The sequence below is a fragment of the Arthrobacter sp. Y3223166 genome (genome assembly GCF_059090935.1).
In genome coordinates, this window is sequence record NZ_JBNHGE010000008.1 from 67,085 (window position 1) to 87,793 (window position 20,709).

The window sequence follows — 20,709 nt, forward strand, 5'->3', positions numbered from 1 at the left end:
GATAAGTTACGCAGTTGTTTCTTGTCCAGAATCCAGGGAGGCTTGGTTGAATTCATCAGACGCGCAGGTTGGCACCAGCCACGGGCGGCCGCTGCCGGCCCCGCGGGCTGGGAACAACCTCGACAGCATTCGCCGGCATAACCTCTCAACCATTCTTCAGTTCGTGCATCATGCCGGCCCCGTTCCCCGCTCCGAGCTGACCCGGAAAACAGGGCTGAACAGGTCGACAATCGGTGCCTTGGTCGGCGAGCTTGCCGAGCTCGGACTGGTCTTGGAAACGAGCCCCGACTCAAGTAACGGTGTCGGGCGGCCGAGTGCCGTGGTGCGCCCCAACCCGGCGACAGTGGCGATCGCGGTCAATCCCGAGATCGACGCGGTGACCGTCGGTGCCGTCTGCCTGGGCGGCGTTGTCCAGAAACGGGTCCGCTATGAAACGGACAGGGCCCCCAGCGTCCGGGAAGCGGTCAACATCAGTGCGGCGATCATCGAAGGAATGAAGACTGACGGGACCCGGATCGCAGGGATCGGCGTCGCTGTCCCGGGTTTGGTGAGGACGCGGGACGGGCTCGTGCGGCTGGCCCCGCACCTGGAGTGGACCGATGAACCGATTGCCGAGATGCTGGCCGCTGCCACCGGGTATCCCGTGAAAGCCGCCAACGATGCGAGCCTTGGTGCTCTCGCCGAAAGGACCTTTGGGTCCGCCCGACGGGTCAGCGACATGATTTACCTCAACGGCGGGGCCAGCGGCATCGGTGGCGGCATCATCAGCGGAGGCCACGCCGTGACAGGCGTCGCCGGTCATGCCGGGGAGCTGGGCCACACCCGGATCAGAAGCGGCGGAGGGCTTGACACCGCGCACGCCCGAGGCACCTTGGAATCCGAAGTTACCCGCGATGCCCTGCTTGCCGCCCTCGGATTGGCATCCGCGGACGTGGACGAACTGGAGGAGGCGCTGCTTTCATCCACTTCTGCCGAGGTTCGGGCTGTTGTTGACCGGCAGCAGGAATACCTCGCCATTGCCCTGGGCAACGCAATCAACATCCTGAATCCGGAGTTGATCATTCTGGGCGGCTTTCTGGGTTCCTTGCATGCAGCCGATCCGGAGCGGCTGGAGCACCTCGTCTCCCGGGAATCGCTGCCGGTTTCACGCCAAAGTGTTCACATTTCCCGACCTCAGCTGGGCGCCAATCTTCTCATGGTCGGCGCGGCTGAACTGGTATTTGCAGACCTCCTGGCCGACCCCGCTGCCTACTCCTTCGTCGCCTGACAGGGGCGTCGCGTATCCCGACGAGGGGCCGCTTCTGCTTGATCGGCTCACGCTGTCGAGAAACGGTATCGGCTGAGATGCCGGTACTCCGTTCCGGCCGGAAGGACCACGGACGGAAAGTCGGGGAAACGGCTGGTATCGGTGATCTTTTGGGGTTCGAGGCATATGCCGCTGCCGGGCCCGTACAAGGTTCCCCCGCGGCCGACCAGCGGAGGCAGCCGGTTCGCTGTATAGACCTGAAGACAGAACTCCGTGGTGTAGAGCTCCATGAGGCGTCCGGTTTCCGGAGAATAAAGTACTGCCGCGGGCTTGGTGTTGTCCCTGCCCGGATTGAACAGGAACGTGTTGTCGATGCCCGGCCACGGCTCGGTGCCCGACTTCGGCAGGAAGGCTCCGATCCGCCTTAGCTTGCGGAAGTCGAAGGGCGACCCGGCGACAGGCAGGTGGCTGCCTGTCGGAATGCGTTCCCAGTCCGTCGCCAGGATGTAATCCGCGTCAACCATCAGCTGCTGATCGGTGACAGGCCTCGCCCCGTCTCCGTCCATATTCCAGTAAGCGTGATTGGTCATATTGACCGGGGTGTCCGCGTCGGCCCTGGCCGTGAAGAGAATCGACAGCTCGTTGGCTTCGGAGAGTGAGTAGCTAACCCGCGCGGAGAGGTTTCCGGGATAGCCTTCTTCGCCTTCGGGGCTGCGGTAGTCCAGACTGACAAAGTCGTCCTGCGCCCGTTCCGGGGACGCATCCGAACGGGACCACAGGACGCGGTCGAAACTTCGGCTGGGTCCTCCATGAAGGTGGTTCCGTCCCTCGTTCGCGGCAACGGGAAAGGTGACCCCTGCCGAGGAAAACCGGCCGCCCGGGATGCGGCCCGCTGTCCGGCCGATCGTGGCCCCTAAGTAGCAGTCCGCGTGGCGGCGATAGTCATCCACAGAGTCGAACCCAAGCACCACGTTTTCGAGCTTGCCGCCCCTGTCCGGCAGGAGCAGTTCAACGATCCTGGCACCGTAGCAGTCGAGTGTCAGGCGCGTGCTGCGCGCATTGGCGAGGACCGGTCCCGTCTCCTGGCTGCCGGCGCCTGCCTGCTTCTTCACGCCGCGCCTTCGTTGTGACGGCGGAACCACGCCTCCTGCGCTTCGGCATGGCTGCGATACTGGTCCCGGATAAGAGGCCGCGGATCGGGTCGCAGCTCCGCATCGAAGTGCGGCGGCCAGTCAGGGCGTACTCCGCCCAGGACCCAGGCGGCCTGCACCGCGGCCCCCTCGGCCACGTACTCGCCGGGTACCGGAACCGAGACCGGCATATCGAAGACCTGCGCGGCAATCGACCGCACGGCCCGGTTCTGCGCGCCCCCGCCGATCAGAAGGACCCGCTCGGGAAGGGCACCGGCCTTCCGCAGCGCGTCAAGCCCGCCGGCGAGACTGCACAGCATTCCTTCAATGGCAGCGCGCGCAAGGTTGGGCCTTGTCATTGCGGTCAGCGACAGCCCGTGAAGACTGCCCGTCGCGTTGGGCAGGTTTGGGGTGCGTTCCCCTTCGAACCAAGGGACCAGGACGGCTCCCCCGGCCGCGGCGGGAGCTTCCAGGGCGAGACGCGAGAGCTCGTCGTTGTCGACGCCGAGCACCTCGGCGACCGACGTCAGGATGCGGGCTGCATTGAGCGTGGTGGCAATCGGGAGGAAGGCGCCGGCAGCGTCCGCGAACCCGGCGACGGAACCTGTCCTGTCCCGGCGCAGTTCGGCGGATGAGGCGAACACGGTTCCGCTGGTGCCGATCGAAACGAGGGCCTCCCGGCCGGAAGCGTTGAGGCCCAGGGCCGCAGCGGCATTGTCTCCGGCTCCCGCGCCTAGAAGGACTCCCCCGGGCGTCTTTCCCGCCGGCTCATGGGGGCGAAGGACACGGGGCACGATGGCAGCATGTCCGAGGGCCAAGACGAACAGATCCATGTCGTACCGGTTCGCCTCCGGATCCCAATAGCCGGTACCGCTGGCATCCGACCGGTCTGTCGTGAGTTCTTCAAGGACCGGCCCCAGCGGGCTGGAAGCGGCCGGCCCATACCCGCGCAACCGCCAGGTGAGCCAGTCGTGGGGAAGAGCGACCGCGGCTACCTTTGCTGCATTGGCGGGCTCGGCGTCACGCAACCAGCGGAGTTTGCTAGCGGTGAAAGACGCCACCGGAATCAATCCCGTCCGTTGCACGTATTCATCGGCGCCCACTTCGCCCACCAGTGCAGCCGCAGCGCCCGCGCTGCGGGTGTCGTTCCAGAGCAAGGCCGGCCGGATCACCCGGCCCTCCTGATCGAGGGCCACCATGCCGTGCTGCTGTGCAGCTACGGAAAGGCAGCTGACCGAGCCGAGACCTCCCGCCTCTGCGAGCGCCGCCTGCAGCGCTCTCCACCAGGCCTCCGGGTCAACTTCGGTGCCCGCCGGATGGGTGGCCCGTCCCGCAGAAACCACCCGACCGGAGCGGGCATCCCGGAAGACCACTTTGCAGCTTTGCGTCGAAGAATCAACACCCGCGACTAGTGTCATGATGCCTCCAGATACGTCGGCCGAGCCTGGACCTCGCCGGTTCCGCAGCTCAGAACCTTAACGGTTCCGAGCCTCAACGGTTCCGCAGCTCAGCGCGCGTTCAGCAGATGTTCCATAGCCAACTGCTGAAGCCTGACGAACCCGAACCCGGAGCCGTCAAAGTACCCCTCCGGGGCAAAATCCTCGTACGAGGAACGGTCTTGGAGCAGCTCGGCGTAGGACTCTCCATCGGCAAGGGTCGGCTGCTCCAGTTCGGTGACGCGGGAGGCGCGCATCGCTTCCTGGACCTCCGGGTCCGAGCGGAAGGCGGCGGCCCGCTCTTTCAGCAACAGGTACATCCGCATGTTCGCCGCAGCCGAATCCCACACTCCCCCGGCGTCCTCGGTCCGCGACGGCTTGTAGTCGAAGTGGCGCGGACCGTCGTAAGCCCGGCCACCGTTCGGGCCGCCGTTTTCCAACAGGTCCACGAGAGAGAAAGCGTTTTGCAGGTCGCCATGGCCGAAGACCAGATCCTGGTCGTACTTAACCCCCCGCTGGCCGTTGAGGTCAACATGGAACAGCTTGCCGTGGTACAGCGCCTGGGCAACGCCGGCGGTGAAATTCAGGCCCGCCATCTGTTCATGTCCGACCTCGGGGTTGACACCGAAAAGTTCGGACCGCTCCAGGGTTTCGATGAACGCCAGCGCGTGGCCCACCGTCGGCAGCAAGATGTCGCCGCGGGGCTCGTTCGGCTTGGGCTCAATGGCGAACTGCAGGTCGTACCCCTGATCGGTCACGTAGGCCGCCAAAACGTCCAGTGCCTCGCGGTACCGTTCAAGGGCTGTCCGGACGTCCTTGGCAGCGTCGTACTCAGCGCCCTCGCGGCCTCCCCACATGACGAAAGTCCGGGCCCCGAGCTCTGCGGCCAACTCAATGTTCCGCAGGACCTTTCGAAGGGCGAACCGCCGGACGGCCCTGTCGTTGGAGGTAAACCCACCGTCCTTGAAAACCGGGGGGCTGAAAAGGTTCGTCGTGACCATCGGAACCTGAAGGCCCGTGTCCTCGAGTGCACCTTTCAGGCGGTCGATCTGCTTCTGCCGCTCCCCCTCGCTGCTGCCGAAGGCGAAGAGGTCATCATCGTGGAACGTCAATCCGTAGGCGCCGAGACCCGTCAGCCGTTCCACCACTTCTACGACATCCACGTGCGACCGGGTAGGGCCGCCGAAGGGGTCGGCCCCCGTGTACCCCACCGTCCATAGGCCGAAGGAAAACTTGTCTTCGCGGCTCGGTTGCCTCATTGCCCTCTCCCATCAGGAAGCAATAGTAGTGAGCAACAACATATTAGCCGCGGCGGCCCAAGTCAACGACCAGCGCCCACCCAAGGCCGCACACACCCTGCCGAGTCGCTGACACCTTGCGGCCACACACCCACGGCGGTGCCTGCGCTGGCCTGCGGACTGAAGCCGTGCCCCGCCCCTCAAGCGAAAAAGGCTATTGCATTTGTTGTGACTGATTACTATATTGAGTTTTCACATGATGTTGCTCACACACCGAGCGTCACCTGCCGCCAAACCTCCAAGAACAGGAGCGATCCCATGGCGCATCCCACCGAACCTGGCGGCCATTCGCCGCTGCTCAAAGTTGAGGGCGTGGTGAAGCAGTACCAAGGCGTGACCGCCCTGCGCGGGGTGAGCCTGGACATCCGCCCCGACGAGATCCATGCCCTGCTGGGAGGCAACGGGGCCGGCAAATCCACGCTGATCAATGTGCTGTCCGGCGTGGTCTCGCCGGACGCGGGCACAGTTACCCTGGCCGGGGAAGAAGTGCAGTTCCGCCATCCCAGCGACGCCCTCAACGCAGGCATCACGACCATCCATCAGGAGCTGTCGCTCGTTCCGGCGCTCACGGCACTCGACAACATCTTCCTGGGCCGCGAGGTCAATGCCCGATTCCTCGGCCTGAAGGTCCGGCTTGACCGCAAGGGGATGGAAGAGCGCGTTTTGCAACTCGCCGCCGACTTCGGGCTCACCCCTGAGGACTTGAAGCTTCCCGTTGGGGAGTTCGGTGCTTTGAAAAAGCGTGTGGTGGAGATCGTCAAGGCACTGGCCTTCGACCCCCGCGTCCTGATTTTGGACGAGCCGACGTCCGGGCTCGAAGAAGAAGAAAAGCGGCACCTATTCGAACACATGCGCAAGCTCAGGGCGCGGGGCGTGCCACTGCTGTGGGTAACCCACCACCTGGAGGAACTGTTCGGTCTGGCGGACACCGCCACCGTCTTCCGCGACGGGGCCAACGCCGGGACTGCCGCCATCGCAGAGACGGACGTCGATGAACTGCTTGGCATGATGTTTGGAATCGCAGCCGGCGAATTCGGTGCGGCCAGCGGCACGCCGCCGCACGCCGCGGCCGACACCGGCGAGGAAGTGCTGCGACTGGAGAATGTGCACCGCAGCCACGTCTTGAAGGACATTTCGCTGTCCGTTCGTAAGGGCGAGATCCTGGGCATAGCGGGACTGGCCGGTGCCGGGCGGACCGAGTTGGCCAGAGTCATCATGGGCTTGGACAAGATGAGCAGCGGAACAATGCACCTCAACGGGCAACCCCTGCGCCTCCGCGATTCGAGCTCGGCATACCGTCACGGGTTGGCCATGCTGCCGGAAGACCGCAAGCAGCTGGGCATTCTGCCGGAGTTTTCCGTTGCCGAAAACATCTCCATCTCCAGCTTGGGCGGCGTCACGCAGCTTGGTTTTTTGGTCAAAAACCGCGATGAAATGGACCAGGCCGAGAGCTACCGGCAGCGCTTGGCAATCCGTGCCCCAAGCGTCAGGGAAAAGATTCGAAACCTGAGCGGCGGAAATCAGCAGAAGGCCATCGTGGCCCGCTGCCTGAACACCAAGCCCTCACTGCTGATCTTCGACGAACCGACCCAGGGTATCGACGTCTCGGCCAAGGTGGAGGTTCACAACCTCATCCGCGATTTCGTCGCCGCTGGCGGGGCCGCCATCGTGATTGCCTCGGAAATCGCCGAACTGCTGGAACTCAGCCACCGTGTCCTGATCCTGAAAAAAGGCCGGCTGGTGGGTTCGGTGACCTCGCTGCAACAGGAACTGGCCGCCGGAAACTTTGAGGGCGTGAAGAACAGAATTCTGGCGCTATCCGCCGGCAGGAGCGAATGATGAAATTTCAACGGGCCGTATCCCGCACACTTTCGACCAGCGGCGTTCCGATCGCGGTCGCCCTGATCGTCCTGGTCATCGTGTTCCAACTGATGTCGCCAGTCTTCCTGCAACCGGAAAGCCTCACCGATTACATTAACAACGCCATCCCCGTCTTGCTGATTACCGTCGGGGTGGCAATCGTCATCGTGGCCGGAGGCATCGACCTGTCCGTCGGCACGGTAGCCGGGCTGAGTGCCGGAACGACCATGTGGGCTTTGCTCAGCGGGGCGCCGACACTGGTGGGCGTCCTCGTGGGCGTCGCCACCGGCACGGCATTCGGCCTGTTCAACGGATGGCTCATTACGAAGTTCGGTATCAACGACTTCATCGTCACGCTGGCCACGCTGAACATCGCCAGCGGGCTGCTCATCGTCCTGACAGAACAGGTACCTCTCCAAGGCGTGACGACGCCGGGCTTTTCGGATATCGTCTACGGCAGTTTCCTGGGCATCCCGAGCGCCTTTTGGATCGCCGCAATCCTGCTGGTCATCATGCAGCTTTTCCTGGCCAAGACGGTATTCGGCCGGCGCATATATGCCATCGGCATCGGCGCCGACGCGGCGAACGTCGCCGGCGTCAACGTCCTCCGCGTCAGGATGGGCACCTTCATCGTCTCCGGCATGCTCGCCGGAGCAGCCGGCGTCCTCATTGCCTCCCGCCTCGGCGCCGTACAGGCCTTCCTGGGCGGCGGCTACGAATTCATTGCCATCGCCGGCGCCGTTCTGGGAGGCGTGAGCCTTGCCGGCGGCCGCGGTTCGGTCTGGGCCGCTGTCGTCGGCGGCCTTTTGCTGGCAACCCTGCAGCAGGGCCTGCGCCTCAACGGCGTCGACCCCGTCTACTTCAGCATCGTTACCGGCCTTTGCATCGTCGCCGGGGTGGTCTTCGACCGCCGCGTCCAGCAATACGCACTCAATATGGGCAAACGCTCCCGTCTTGACGCGCCCCCCAGGCACGACACTCCGCACGACACTCCCCCGGCCCCGGCCCAGCAGCAGGCACAGAAGCCGGCCGCGGGTTCCCGTCCGTTCGTGACCGAACAGCAGGACTGACCATGAGCACTTCAACCCCCAAACGCAACACCGGCCTGGTCGGCCGCATCGTCGACCGGATCCTGCTGGACCCCACCCTCGGCGTCCTGGCCATGCTGGTACTGGCCTGTTTGATTGCGGCGTTCACGTTGCCGGTGTTCCTGGCTCCGTCAAACCTGTTCAACATCCTCAACAGCAGCATCACGGTCATGATCCTGGCCATGGGCATGACCGTCGTCCTGATCGCGGGAGGCATCGACCTCTCGATCGGCGCAGCCATGGCACTCTGCGCGGGGGTGGCAGCCGAGACGATGAAATCCGGAATGCCGCTGTTCGCCGCGATCCTCGCAGCGCTGCTTGCCGGGGCCTTGATCGGGATCGGCAACGGCCTGCTTGTCACCCGGGTCGGGCTGCCCGACTTCATTGCCACGCTCGCAATGCTCGGCTTCGCCGGCGGCATCCTCTACATCTGGACCCAGGGCGTTCCCATCATCGGCTACATGGTCCCCGAGTTCTATGTCATCGGCGGCCTGAGCCCGCTGGCCGGAGCCCTCACCCTGCCCATGGTGATATCCCTCATCGTGGCGCTCCTCCTTGGCGGGATTTTGGGATCCTCCCGCCTGGGGACACACCTCTTCGCGGTCGGCAGCAGCCGGACCGGCGCCGTACAGTCCGGCGTGCGGGTGGACCGGGTCCGTATCATCGCCTACGTCATCAGCGGGCTATGCGCCGCGATCGCCGGCGTCATCCTGGCGGGCCGTAATACCAACGTCCCGGCCGACCTCGGTGTCGGTTACGAGATCCAGGCCATCGCTGCCGCCGTCATCGGCGGTGCGGCGCTCAGTGGCGGCAGGGGCCGCATCCTGGGAGCCGTGCTCGGCGCCATCACGCTGGCCGCAACCATCAACATCATCAACCTCGCGGGCGTTCCGTCCAGCTATCAAAAGATCGTCATTGGCTCGATTCTGATCATCGCCGTCCTCGCGAACCGGATCAGCGCCATCATCAACGCCCGGGTCCGGCAACGGCGGGCCGTTGTGCTCGACGTCGCCCCCGTGTAGCCGAAACCAGCTTCCCCGGTCTCCCCGTTGCTGCGGGGACCATCAAAAATGAAAGGCAAGACAATGTCCACAACTGACACCACCGGGCCCGCAGGCCGCCGTCGGTACGCCCGGACCCGCAGCGCCCTCGCCTCCGGAGCAGTCGCGGCAGCCCTCATCCTGACCGGCTGCACCACGGTCGAGACGCCGACCGGCACCGGTGGAGGCGGGGGCGGAGGCGCCGGTGCCGCGGTCAACCCGGACTCGGCCGCCGATGCCGCCATCCGCGAAATAGTGGACGGCCGTGAAATCAAAGTCGGCTTTGCTCCCCCGATCCTCTCCGAGTTCTACACCCAGGTCGAAAAAGCGGCCTTCAACAAGATGAAGGAATACGAGGACCGGTTCGGTGTGAAATGGACCTGGGAGCGGCAGGGCGCCCTCAACGACGCCCATTCAGGCACGGAAACCCTTGGCATTGTCCAGGGGTATATCGCCCGGGACTTCGATGCGGTCTTCGTCTGCTCTGCCGCCAACGCCGCGACCATGCAGGAACTGTACGGCCGCGGACAGGAAGAGGGCGTCGACTTCTACCAGTTCAACTCCACTGAAGAACTGGCCAATCCTTCCCAAGCCGAGGACCCCACCGGAGGTCTTAACACCGTCTCGAACATCGGTTATGACGACCGCTGGCAGTCCGGCTACATCGCCGGGCAATACATCGGCGACCAACTCAAGGGCAAAGGCAAGGTCATCCAGATCATGGGGCCCTCCGGATCGGACTGGACCAAGCTGCGCCAGCAGGGCTTCAAGAAAGCCATCTCGGAGTACCCAGGCATCGAGATCGTCGGACAGGCCGACGGCGGCTACGTACGGGACAAAGGTCTCCGGGCCGCACAGGACCTGCTGACCAAAAACCCCGATGTCAACGCGATCTACGGTGAAAACGAAGACATGGCGCTCGGCGCGTCCCAGGCCATCGACGCACGCGGTCTCAAGCATTGGGACGGGCAGGAAGGCATCATCACCATCGGTGCTGACGGCCTGATTTCGGGGATGGACTCCATCAAAGCCGGCAAGCTCACCGCCACCGTCGATGTGAACAGCGTTGAAATGGGCCACAGCATGATCGAAACCCTTTTCGCGCATGAGCTTCTGGGCATGGAAGTCAACCAGTTCGTCCGCATCCCGACCGATGTCGTCGACAAGACGAACGTCGAGTGGCACCAAGCCGTCCTGCAGGAAAGCCAGCAGGGCGAGGGAAGTTACTAGGCCTTCCCGAACAACGACCGAACTGAGAGGTTCTACTGTGAGCAGCAATCGAAAAATGGACCCGGTGGACGTCGTCGTCGTCGGACTGGGAGCGGGGGGCGGGCCCGCCGTCAAGGTTCTCAGCGAAGCCGGCTACAAAGTTGTCGGATTCGACAAGGGCCCGTGGCTGCGCCCGGAGGAACACTACTCCGGCGACGAACTGAAGTTCCAGAACCGCAGCTACCTGTGGCCGGACGTGAAGCTGATGCCCAGGACGGTGCGCCGGGACGAAAACTCGGAAGCCCGGATCTTCAATTTCTCCCCCGTGCCCTCGAACGTCGGCGGCGGAACGAGCCACATGGCCGGCTGGATGCCCCGGCCGAGGGAATCGGACTTCATTTTCCACTCCCTCCACGGGGATCTGGAAGGCGCGAGCCTGGCCGACTGGCCCTACCGCTACGAGGACCTGGAACCATACCTCACCAAGGTTGAATGGAGCTACGGCATCTCGGGCCTTACCGGTGCCGACCGGGGGGAAGGCTTCCGCAGCAAGCCGTACCCCAGCGGGCCGTTGCCTCCGACCCGGTTCGGCAAGAAATTTTATGAGGGCTCCAACAAGCTGGGCATCAATTCCTTCCCGCTGCCGATGTCCCACCTGACCGAAGGCAACGCCTTGGGCAGGGCGGCGGTGAACCGGACCAGTTTCTGGAACCAGTACGGTGACCCCACCCAAACGCGGTCCAGCGTGGCGACGACGTACATCCCCGAAGCCCTCGCCACCGGCAACCTGGAAGTACGGGCCGACAGTTACGTCAGGGAAGTCAAACTGGGCAAGGACGGCCGGGCCACCGGCGTCGTCTACATCGACCCCGAGGGCCGTGAGGTGGAACAGGACGCCGCGGTAGTTGTCTTGGCGCTCGGCGCCATCGAATCGGCGCGGCTCATGCTGCTGTCCACATCGAACCGGTTCCCCGAAGGTCTCGCAAACGATTCCGGCCTTGTCGGGAAGAACGCCACCTTCCACGAATACATTTTCGCGGTCGGACTATTCGACAAGGACATCGAGGAACCGCTGCGCGGCTGGACGGGAAACTACCAAAGCGGCGGCTCCACGCATTTTTACGAGACGGACGAAAGCAGGGGCCACATCGGCGGCGGCATCATCGCCACCACGCAGATCGGACAGGCCATCAACGCGATCATGCCCGGCCGCCCGACCTGGGGCCAAGCCATGAAGGACGCCGACCGAAATTACTTCGACTACTCCATGAAGATTGGGTTCATCCTCCAGGACATGCCCCAGGAGACCAACCGGGTCGACCTCGACCCCAACATCAAGGATGCCTGGGGCCTGCCCGTAGCGCGGATCACGAACAAGCCCCACGCCAACGACATCGCCATGAGCAAATGGCAGATCGACAAAAACGTGGAAATCCTCCAGGCGGCCGGGGCAACGAAAACCACCCCCGTTTACCTGGGAGATGAATTCACCGGCAACGCCTGCCACCAGCAGGGCACGGTCCGAATGGGAACCGACCCCGGCAAGTCGGTGCTGAACGGATGGGGCCAGGCTCACTCGGTGGACAACGTCTTCGTGCTTGACGGCGCGGGCTTCCCCACCGCCATGGGCGTCAACCCCACGCTCACGATCATGGCCCACTCCTGGCGCTGCGCAGACTACATCGCCGGCACCTACCTCAAGGGCCGCAGCTAGCGGCTGTAACTGCCGCGCGTTAGAGAATCGCAGAAAGGAAGACACGATGGTTTCGAAAGCCGACTGGGAAATCGTCCCGATCCACATCGACCCCGACTCGGACGAAAAACTGTTCTTCACTGACCACGAGTGGGAAACCATAGAAGCCGCCGTCGCACGCGTCATGCCCACCGACCATGACCCAGGAGCACGCGAGGCGAGGGTGATCGTCTTTATCGACCGCTACCTCTCAGGCATCGACTACCTCTATGCGGCGGCTGACGGTACCGGTTTCCTGGCCCTGGCCGGTCCGGAAGCACGATCCGCCCGGGCACGCATCGCCGACCTGCAGCGGCTCTATCGCGAAGGGGTCCGTGAACTCGACCGCCGATCGCGCGAGTTGCGGGCGGAGTCCTTCAAGGACGCGACCGAAGAAGTCCAAGACCAGGTGCTGGAACAGGTCAGCGGCGCTCCCAAACCGGTGCCGGTCTCGCTGACCTCGATGGAGGTGTACTACTCGCGGCTTCAGGGAAACACCGATGAAGACAAAAGTTTCTTTGACACCCTGTGCCTGCATGTCCGCCAAGGTTTCTATGCCGACCCGGTTTACGGCGGAAACAAGGACCAGATGGGTTGGAAAATGGTCGGTTTCGACGGGCCAAAAAACCTGCGCGACACCATGGACGGCACCTACAGCACGGCCGAGTACTTCATCCAGGAGTACGACTGGGAGGAACTGGTCCCGGGCTTCAAGCACGGCCCGGAACAAGACGTGACTGACGGTGGCGAAAACCCTGCCGGTAGCCAAGCCGCCGAGGCGGCTTCAGCATCATCGGACCGTACCGAGGAATCCAGTAAGTAAAGGAAAGACAATGACCGCCTACGAAGACAAGCTCAACAAATACGTCGACCGTTCCTACACCTTCATCCCCGAGACCATAGATCTGAGCAAGACCGTGGTCCATGCGCTCGACATCCAGAATCTCTGCCTCGATCCGGAGGGGGCAGACTACATTCAGAGCGTCGGTGGAGCGCCCTCCGGGCAGGAATCCCTCGGGCCGGCCAAGAGAATGATCGAACTCGCACGCGAAAAGGGAATCAAGGTCGTCTGGTCCATGTGGGGCATGCACCCCGAAGGCTACGACATCGGCATCTGGGGGCTGAAGTACCCGTCCTGGAGAGAGTCCGATTCGCCCTTCAACCACGGGACGTGGAACGGCGCACTCTGCGAAGGTTTCGAACCACAAAAGGGCGAACCGGTCTTCCAGAAGCACCGCAACAGCAGCTTCTACGGAACGGCCTTCAACGAGTACCTCCAGCAGGACGGCGCCGAGTACCTCGTGATCGTCGGCTCCTCGACCGCCAACTGCGTACCGACCACGGCACGCGACGGTTTCGACAGGGGATACAAAGTGATCGTCGTGGCCGATTCCGGCACGGCCATTCCCCTCAACACCCACGGCCGCAACCCCGAGTTCGACCACGAAACACCCGAAGGATACGGGCAGTACTGGGAATCCCTGCGCAACATCCAGGCTCAGTACGCGGACGTGATGTCCAGCGACGAGTTCGCTGCCCTCGTCGAACGCTCATCCCGGGCGGCGGGACAGGAAGCCTCAGTAAGTGCAGACGCCTCAGCCCACTAAACCGCGGTACAGGGGAGGTGGGACCGTTATGAATGCGCCGCCGAAGGAACCGGTGAAGGTTCCCCACGGCCAACGACGCGGCACCACCTCCCCGGGCACCCAGCACGTTGATCCACCTTGAGGAAGACGCCCATGGCACCGTACGCTCCCACGCAACGGCGCGGGTTCGGGCGGCTCGACTGGTCTTGCACACTTGCCGGATTCGGTTCAGTGGCTCTTGGAAACATGCGCACCCCCATACCTACAGAGGATGCCCGGGCACTGGTACGTCATGCCTGGGACGCGGGCGTCCGGTTCTTCGATACTGCACCCATGTACGGCCATGGCCTTGCCGAATACCGGCTGGCCGATGTCCTCGCCGATGAGGACAGAGAAACGTTCGTCTTGGCCACAAAGGTCGGGCGAACCCTAAAACCCGCAAGCCCGGGGACCTTCAGTACCGCCCCCTGGTGCAACACCCCGCCGTTCCGCATCGAATACGACTACTCCTACGACGGTGTGATGCGCCAGGTCGAAGACAGCATGCAGCGGATGGGGACGGATTACTTCGACGTGCTCCTGGTTCACGACACGGACCGTTGGACTCACGGCGCCGACCAACCCCGCCGATTTCAGGAAGCCCTAAACGGCGCGTTCAAAGCCTTGTTATCCCTGCGGGACCAAAAGGTAGTGCGAGCCGTGGGCATAGGCGTCAACGAGGTCGATGTCTGCATGGCAGCGGCAGAAGCAGCCGACATTGACTGCATTCTGATCGCCGGTACTTACAACCTACTGAACACCGAGGCGCAGGACGAGCTTCTCCCACTCTGCCTGCGACGCGGGATCGCCGTCATCAACGGCAGAATCTTTGGATCAGGCATCTTAGCCACCGGCCCTAAACCCGGAGCCCGCATGGACTACGCTCCGGCAACGCGTGAAACCCTCAGCGAGATCCGTCCTTACCAAGAGGTAGCCGACCGCCACGGAGTGCCTCTGGGCGCGATGGCATTGCAATTTGGCGCCGCCCACCCTGCCGTCACCAACGTCTGCCTCGGCGCCCGCACCATCACTCAACAAGAGCAGAACTACCAATGGCTGAGTCAGCGGATCCCCGTCGAGGTGTGGCAGGAACTGAAGCACCGGCAACTCATTAGCTCCGCCTCCCCCACACCCGGAACCTCCCCATGAGGACAACTAAGGATCAGCAAATCCAGGAAGGCCCCCATGATGCTGCAGGAAGTCATCAAGATCGCCGCCATCGCCGAAGAAGCAGCCGAACAACTGGCAATCCGCATCGTCGTCAGTGTCGTTGACATCCACGGCAACCCGGTGCTTCTCCATCGCATGGACGGCGCACCCCTCCACTCTTTGGACATGGCCTTCCGCAAGGCCTACACAGCCGCCTCGTTCAACGTGGAAACAGAAGAACTCACGTCGCAAGTACAACCAGGGCAGCCCCTTTACGGCCTGGCCGTGAACTCGGGCAGCAAACTCATCGCCTTCGGCGGTGGAGCACCTGTACAGCTCCAACGAGGCGAAAGAGTCGGTGTCGGGATCTCGGGAGGAACGACTGAACAAGACATTCATATCCTCAAGACCGCTCTCACTTCACCCCGCACCGTTCCCTAAACCCGCTGCGACTCTCCTCTGCCGAAGGGGGCAGTGTTTTCCATGGCCCTACGCTGCCGCGTCCGGTTGGCAGCAAGGGAGCGCCTGGTGCAGCGCCGGCTGCGCCTTCAGGATGCCGGGTTCCGGCCGACCGGGACGCCGGCGGGTCAGTCGCCGTCCTCGTAGCCGTCGATCTCGGCGATGTCGATGGTTTCCACCGCGCCGATACCGAAGCGGCTGTTGCCCAGCCTGCGGATGATCACCGTCAGCCGCTCCTTGAGCTCATCCATCTGGTCGCCGCTGCCGCTGCTGAGCAGCCGCTCCAGTTCGGCGGCATGCTTGAGGGCCCGCTTGCCCTCGTCGGTTATCTGCACGATCTGCCGCCGGCGGTCCACATCGCTGCGGGCACGGATGATGTGCCCGTGGACCTCCAGCCTGCCCAGGGTCTTGCCCATGGTCTGTGCCTGCACCCGGACGCGGGTCGCCAGCTGCGCCTGCGTCATTTCCCCTTCGGCGGCCAGCACCTCAAGGGCAATGACGCCGGCGTGGGTCAGGCCAAGGCCGGCCAGTTTGTCGTTCCATTCGTGCTCGACGAGCCGGGCGGCGGTGGAGAGCAACCGTGGCATCGGCCAATTCTTCAAATCCGGCATGCACTCAAGTATACGTACGTAGTCGGAACGGCCGGAGGACTGTCTTGGCTATGCTGGTGTGAAACCCCGGATCCCTAAGGAGCTGCCCCATGGCCGAACGACTGTCGACCGGCGACACCGCGCCGGATTTCACGCTGCAGGACTCGGCGGGCAACACCGTCTCGCTGGCCGATTATCGTGGCCAAAACGTTGTGGTTTACTTCTATCCCGCAGCTTCGACACCGGGCTGCACCAAGCAGGCCTGCGACTTCCGCGACAGCCTCGACTCGTTGAAGGGCGCCGGATACGCGGTGCTGGGAGTCTCCCCCGATCCACTGCCGAAGCTGGTGAAGTTCGCGGAGACGGAAGAACTGAACTTTCCGTTGCTCTCAGACGAAGACCATGCCGTAGCCGAGGCGTACGCGGCCTGGGGCGAAAAGAAGAACTACGGCAAGGTCTACGAGGGTTTGATCCGTTCCACGGTCGTGGTGGATCCCGAGGGCAAGGTGGCGCTGGCCCAGTACAACGTCCGGGCCACCGGCCACGTGGCCAAGCTGCGCCGCGACCTCGGCCTGGACAATTAGGTGTCTGCGCGAGGCACAAGTCCCCGCCAGACGAGTGCCGCCGTGCCGGTAGACTGATTCCTGTTCCGGCATGCCCGGAACGAATGCGCGAGTGGCGGAATTGGTAGACGCGCTGGATTTAGGTTCCAGTGTCCTCGGACGTGCGGGTTCAAGTCCCGCCTTGCGCACCATCACCAGGAGCCCCGCCACGTACGTTGCGGGGCTCGTGGCGTTCCACGGCCCGCTCCGGGCCCAAGGGCCCGGAGGCCTCCACCTCCGTCGTCGCGCCATCAGGCACGGGACTCGTCACCAAATTGTGATGGTTTTGGCCCAACCGCGGAACCTGAAACCGATGCTTTCAATCAGACATGTGACTAAGCTCTCATCAAGCGGACGCGCCACCGCGCCTCCGCCGGCTGCCGTACACAAAGTCGGCGTCACACCTCACGTCCCCGAGGAGCAGTCCATGTCATTTACTGACATCTTTTCCGGAGGCCAGCGAAGCGGCCGGCGCGCCGGAGCGGTCATTGCCGGCCTGGCCGCCGGCGCACTCGTCCTGTCCGGCTGTGCCGAGAGCGAGCGCGGCGGCGGAGCGCAGGGCGAGACGGAGGGAGTCAATCCGACCTTCGTGTTCGCCGCGTCGTCGGATCCCAAGTCGCTGGATCCGGCCTTCGCCAGCGATGGCGAGTCCTTCCGCGTCAGCCGCCAGATCTTCGAGGGCTTGGTCGGCGTCAAGGAAGGAACGCCGGACCCTGAACCCTTGCTGGCTGAATCCTGGGAGATGTCCGACGACGGGCTCTCCTACACCTTCCAGCTCAAGGAGGGCGTGAAGTTCCACGACGACACCGACTTCAATGCCGATGCCGTCTGCTTCAACTTCGACCGCTGGTATAACTTCGAGGGGATCCAGCAGTCCCAGTCGGTGAGTTACTACTACGGCTCGCTGTTCCGCGGCTACTCGGATTCCCCCGAGACCGCAGTCTACGACTCCTGCGAGGCGGTCAGTGACACCGAGGTGACGGTGAACCTGGCCCAGCCCTTCGCCGGTTTCATTCCGGCGCTGTCGCTGCCGGCTTTCGCGATGCAGAGCCCCACCGCTTTGGAAGAGTTCAAAGCCGACGACGTCGGAGGTTCGGAGGAGGCTCCGGAGCTGAGCGAATATGCCATGGGCCACCCGGTGGGCACGGGCCCGTTCAAGTTCGACAGCTGGTCGGTCGGCGAGTCCCTGCAGCTTTCCGCCTTCGACGGCTACTGGGGCGAACAGGGCCAGGTCCAGGAGATCATCTTCCGCATTATCGAAGACCCCAATGCCCGCCGGCAGGCGCTGGAGGCCGGGGACATCGACGGCTATGACCTGGTGGCGCCGGCCGACACGCAGTCGCTGGCCGACGCCGGATTCAACGTCATTGCGCGCGATCCGTTCACCATTCTGTACCTGGGCATGAACCAGGAGCAGGAGGCGCTGAAGGACCTCAAGGTCCGGCAGGCGATCGCCCACGCGATAGACAAGGACGCGCTGGTCCGCCAGACGCTGCCCGAGGGCACCAAGGTCGCCACGCAGTTCGTTCCGGACACGGTCAACGGCTACAACGACGACGTCACCACCTACGAGTACGACCCGGAGAAGGCGCGGGCGCTGCTCAAAGAGGCTGGCTACGGCGACGGCCTGGAGCTGATGTTCAACTACCCGACCGGGGTGTCCCGGCCGTACATGCCGACGCCGGAACAGGTGTTCACCAACCTGAGCGCCCAGCTTGAGGAGGTCGGCATCACCATCGAGGCCCAGCCGGACAAGTGGTCTCCGGACTACCTGGACCGCATCCAGGCCAGCGCCGACCACGACATCCACCTGCTCGGCTGGACCGGCGACTACAACGACACCGACAACTTCGTCGGGGTTTTCTTCGGCCAGGAGAAGCCGGAGTTCGGCTTCAACAACAAGGAGCTCTTCGACAAGCTGTCCAAGGCACGTGAGACCAGCAGCATCGAAGAGGCGACGCCGCTGTACGAGGAGATCAACGAGGACATCGCGCAGTACCTCCCGGCGATCCCGCTGGCACACCCGGCGCCGTCGCTCGCGTTCGCCCCGCGGGTGACCTCCTACCCGGCCAGCCCGGTGAACGACGAGGTGTTCAACGCCATCGAGCTCAGCGAGTAGCCCCGTCCTGCCGGGGTCCGCATACCGCGGATCCCGGCAGGCAGGCCCCCGGCCCGAACTACGAGCGGGCGGCGCCGGGCCTGCCGCCGAAGAGGCAATTTCCACCGTATCCGGCGCCACGCCGGGACCGGGATCCGGAAGGACGCTGTGCTCAGAGTCATTATCAAGCGCATCGCGCTGCTCATCCCGACGCTCTTCGGGCTTTCCCTGCTGCTGTTCCTGTGGGTCCGCAGCCTGCCCGGCGGGCCCGCCACGGCGCTGCTCGGCGACCGTGCCACACCCGAGGCGGTGGCACGGATCAACGAACTCTACGGCTTCGACCGGCCGCTGATCGAGCAGTACTTCGTCTACATGGGCAAGCTGCTCCAGGGAGATTTCGGCACGTCGATCCTCACCGGCCGGCCCGTGCTGACGGAGTTCGCCACCCGTTTTCCGGCGACGGTGGAGCTGACGATCGTCGCCCTCATCATCGCCGTCGGCATCGGCATTCCGCTGGGCTACCAGGCCGCGAGGTACTACGGCAAGTGGCCCGACCACTCCTCCGTCGTGCTGTCGCTGGTGGGGATCACCGTCCCGGTCTTCTTCCTGGCCTTCATCCTCAAGTGGTTGTTCGCCATCCAGCTGCCGTGGTTCCCTACCGACGGCCGGCAGAACCCCAGGATCAACGCCACGCACGTCACCGACTTCTATGTGCTCGACGGTTTGCTCACCCGCGAATGGGATGCCGCCTGGGATGCGCTGCTGCACCTGGCGCTGCCCGGGATCGCGCTGGGCACCATCCCGCTGGCCATCATCGTGCGCATCACCCGGGCGTCTGTCCTCGAGGTGCAGAATGCTGACTACGTGCGCACCGCCCGCGCCAAGGGCCTGCTGCAGAAGACCATCCGCAACCGGTTCATCCTGCGCAACGCGATGCTGCCGGTCACCACCACCATCGGCCTGCAGTTGGGGCTGCTGATTTCCGGGGCCGTGCTGACCGAGACGGTCTTCGCCTTCAACGGCATCGGGCGGTTCCTGCGCGACGCCATTTTCAACCTGGACTACCCCGTCCTGCAGGGGTTCATCATCTTCATCGCCGTGCTGTATTCGCTGATCAACCTGGTCGTGGACGTTTCCTACAGCATCATCGACCCGAGGGTGCGTGTTTAAATGAGCACAACGCTTCCGCCGCAGTCAGGCGGCGACATCCGCACCACCCCGGAGCCACCGGGGGCACCCGGCGCTCCCGCCGGCGCCGGGCCCGGCGGCACCAGCCTGTGGAAGGACGCGTTCCGGCGGCTCCGCCGGAATCCGCAGGCCATCACCGGCGCCGTCATCGTGGGCCTGTTCGTGCTGACCGCCGTGCTGGCGCCGGTGCTGGCACCTTATGGCGGCCAGGATCTGCCCGGCCGCACGTACATCACACCCACGCACATTCCCGGCTTCGGCGAGGTGGAAGGGTTTCCGCTGGGGCTGGACCGTTTCGGCGGGGACCTGTTCAGCAAACTCATCTGGGGCGCGCAGGCCTCGCTGCTGATCGGCGTCGTCTCGACCGCGATGGGGCTGGCTGGGGGCATGCTGCTGGGCATCCTCGCCGGCGGCTTCGGCGGCTGGATCGACAGCGTGATCATGCGCGGCGTCGACATCCTGCTCTCCGTGCCGAACCTGCTGCTGGCGGTATCCATCGCGGCCATCCTGGGCCAGGGGGCGTACGCGGTGATGATCGCCATCGGCGTGGCCCAGCTGCCGATCTTCGCGCGGCTGCTGCGGTCGTCGATGATCTCGCAACGCAGCGCGGACTACATGCTGGCGGCGCAGACGCTGGGCCTGAGCCGGGGCACCATCATCATGAGCCACCAGCTGCCCAACAGTGTGGGTCCGGTCATCGTGCAGGCCACGCTGACGCTGGCCACCGCCGTCATCGACGCCGCAGCGCTTTCCTTCCTCGGCCTGGGCGGCGGGCGCCCGCAGACCGCCGAGTGGGGCCGCATGCTCACCTACGCGCAGGCAGAACTGGGCATCGCGCCGCAGCTGGCGTTCCTGCCCGGCCTGTGCATCGCCGTCACCGCGTTGGGCTTCACGCTGCTGGGCGAGTCCCTGCGGGAAGCGCTGGATCCCAAGACGCGGGCCAAGTAGCGGCAGCTGCC

18 protein-coding genes and 1 tRNA gene are annotated in these 20,709 nt (G+C 64.2%); 15 read left to right on the top strand and 4 right to left on the bottom strand.

The features are described from left to right. The first annotated feature begins 46 nt into the window (after positions 1 to 46). On the top strand, positions 47 to 1,267 hold the full coding sequence (locus tag AC5RUH_RS06155) for an ROK family protein (protein ID WP_494073761.1): 1,221 nt from the start codon (positions 47 to 49) through the stop codon (positions 1,265 to 1,267). Between the two features lie 47 nt (positions 1,268 to 1,314). Here AC5RUH_RS06155 and AC5RUH_RS06160 read toward each other — a convergent pair whose 3' ends face one another. The 3 genes from AC5RUH_RS06160 to xylA all read right to left on the bottom strand — a co-directional run bounded on the left by AC5RUH_RS06160 (position 1,315) and on the right by xylA (position 5,071). Further along, positions 1,315 to 2,358 carry an aldose epimerase family protein gene (locus AC5RUH_RS06160; protein WP_494073760.1) on the bottom strand — a complete coding sequence of 348 codons (1,044 nt, stop codon included), beginning with the start codon at positions 2,356 to 2,358 and terminating at the stop codon, positions 1,315 to 1,317. Continuing rightward, a complete protein-coding gene (locus AC5RUH_RS06165) occupies positions 2,355 to 3,794 on the bottom strand; it encodes an FGGY family carbohydrate kinase (RefSeq protein WP_494128151.1) in 1,440 nt (479 codons plus the stop codon). The genes AC5RUH_RS06160 and AC5RUH_RS06165 overlap by 4 nt, the downstream gene beginning before the upstream one ends. Positions 3,795 to 3,883: 89 nt before the next feature. Continuing rightward, positions 3,884 to 5,071 (bottom strand): xylose isomerase, encoded by a 1,188-nt coding sequence (gene xylA, locus AC5RUH_RS06170; protein ID WP_494073758.1) that lies wholly within the window; start codon positions 5,069 to 5,071, stop codon positions 3,884 to 3,886. Between the two features lie 138 nt (positions 5,072 to 5,209). On the opposite strand from xylA, the gene AC5RUH_RS06175 reads away from it, so the two are divergent. The 9 genes from AC5RUH_RS06175 (at position 5,210) to AC5RUH_RS06215 (ending at position 15,254) form a co-directional block, all read left to right on the top strand. Continuing rightward, complete coding sequence (locus AC5RUH_RS06175) at positions 5,210 to 6,949, top strand: sugar ABC transporter ATP-binding protein (RefSeq protein ID WP_494128152.1); 1,740 nt, start codon at positions 5,210 to 5,212, stop codon at positions 6,947 to 6,949. Continuing rightward, positions 6,949 to 8,040, top strand: a complete 1,092-nt coding sequence (locus AC5RUH_RS06180; RefSeq protein WP_494000046.1) for an ABC transporter permease — start codon at positions 6,949 to 6,951, stop codon at positions 8,038 to 8,040. Before AC5RUH_RS06175 ends, AC5RUH_RS06180 begins: the two co-directional genes overlap by 1 nt. 2 nt (positions 8,041 to 8,042) lie before the next feature. After that, positions 8,043 to 9,080, top strand: a complete 1,038-nt coding sequence (locus AC5RUH_RS06185; protein ID WP_494000047.1) for an ABC transporter permease — start codon at positions 8,043 to 8,045, stop codon at positions 9,078 to 9,080. Between the two features lie 63 nt (positions 9,081 to 9,143). Next, positions 9,144 to 10,328 carry a sugar ABC transporter substrate-binding protein gene (locus AC5RUH_RS06190; protein WP_494000048.1) on the top strand — a complete coding sequence of 395 codons (1,185 nt, stop codon included), beginning with the start codon at positions 9,144 to 9,146 and terminating at the stop codon, positions 10,326 to 10,328. Positions 10,329 to 10,365: 37 nt separating this feature from the next. Then, on the top strand, positions 10,366 to 12,021 hold the full coding sequence (locus tag AC5RUH_RS06195; RefSeq protein ID WP_494000049.1) for a GMC family oxidoreductase: 1,656 nt from the start codon (positions 10,366 to 10,368) through the stop codon (positions 12,019 to 12,021). 46 nt (positions 12,022 to 12,067) lie between these two features. Then, complete coding sequence (locus AC5RUH_RS06200; protein ID WP_494128153.1) at positions 12,068 to 12,862, top strand: gluconate 2-dehydrogenase subunit 3 family protein; 795 nt, start codon at positions 12,068 to 12,070, stop codon at positions 12,860 to 12,862. A 10-nt stretch (positions 12,863 to 12,872) separates the two neighbouring features. Next, positions 12,873 to 13,646: a cysteine hydrolase family protein gene (locus tag AC5RUH_RS06205; RefSeq protein WP_494128154.1), complete on the top strand. Its 774-nt coding sequence runs from the start codon at positions 12,873 to 12,875 to the stop codon at positions 13,644 to 13,646. 132 nt (positions 13,647 to 13,778) lie between these two features. Then, on the top strand, positions 13,779 to 14,813 hold the full coding sequence (locus AC5RUH_RS06210) for an aldo/keto reductase (RefSeq protein WP_494128155.1): 1,035 nt from the start codon (positions 13,779 to 13,781) through the stop codon (positions 14,811 to 14,813). Between the two features lie 36 nt (positions 14,814 to 14,849). Further along, the gene (locus AC5RUH_RS06215; protein ID WP_494128156.1) at positions 14,850 to 15,254 is read left to right on the top strand and encodes a GlcG/HbpS family heme-binding protein; all 405 of its coding nucleotides are present in this window, start codon (positions 14,850 to 14,852) and stop codon (positions 15,252 to 15,254) included. A gap of 146 nt (positions 15,255 to 15,400) precedes the next feature. Here the strand turns inward: AC5RUH_RS06215 and AC5RUH_RS06220 are convergent, their stop codons facing one another. Next, positions 15,401 to 15,859 (bottom strand): MarR family winged helix-turn-helix transcriptional regulator, encoded by a 459-nt coding sequence (locus AC5RUH_RS06220; protein WP_494000054.1) that lies wholly within the window; start codon positions 15,857 to 15,859, stop codon positions 15,401 to 15,403. Positions 15,860 to 15,972: 113 nt separating this feature from the next. Here AC5RUH_RS06220 and bcp point away from each other — a divergent pair, with 113 nt between their 5' ends. The 5 genes from bcp to AC5RUH_RS06245 all read left to right on the top strand — a co-directional run bounded on the left by bcp (position 15,973) and on the right by AC5RUH_RS06245 (position 20,698). Then, positions 15,973 to 16,446, top strand: a complete 474-nt coding sequence (bcp, locus tag AC5RUH_RS06225; protein ID WP_494012375.1) for a thioredoxin-dependent thiol peroxidase — start codon at positions 15,973 to 15,975, stop codon at positions 16,444 to 16,446. 85 nt (positions 16,447 to 16,531) lie between these two features. Continuing rightward, positions 16,532 to 16,616 (top strand) — tRNA-Leu (locus tag AC5RUH_RS06230). Between the two features lie 275 nt (positions 16,617 to 16,891). Continuing rightward, positions 16,892 to 18,583 (top strand): ABC transporter substrate-binding protein, encoded by a 1,692-nt coding sequence (locus AC5RUH_RS06235; protein WP_494128157.1) that lies wholly within the window; start codon positions 16,892 to 16,894, stop codon positions 18,581 to 18,583. Between the two features lie 147 nt (positions 18,584 to 18,730). Beyond that, positions 18,731 to 19,732, top strand: coding sequence for an ABC transporter permease (locus AC5RUH_RS06240; protein WP_493979914.1), 1,002 nt, complete (start codon positions 18,731 to 18,733; stop codon positions 19,730 to 19,732). Continuing rightward, positions 19,733 to 20,698: an ABC transporter permease gene (locus tag AC5RUH_RS06245; RefSeq protein ID WP_494012376.1), complete on the top strand. Its 966-nt coding sequence runs from the start codon at positions 19,733 to 19,735 to the stop codon at positions 20,696 to 20,698. The last annotated feature ends 11 nt before the right edge of the window (positions 20,699 to 20,709 follow it).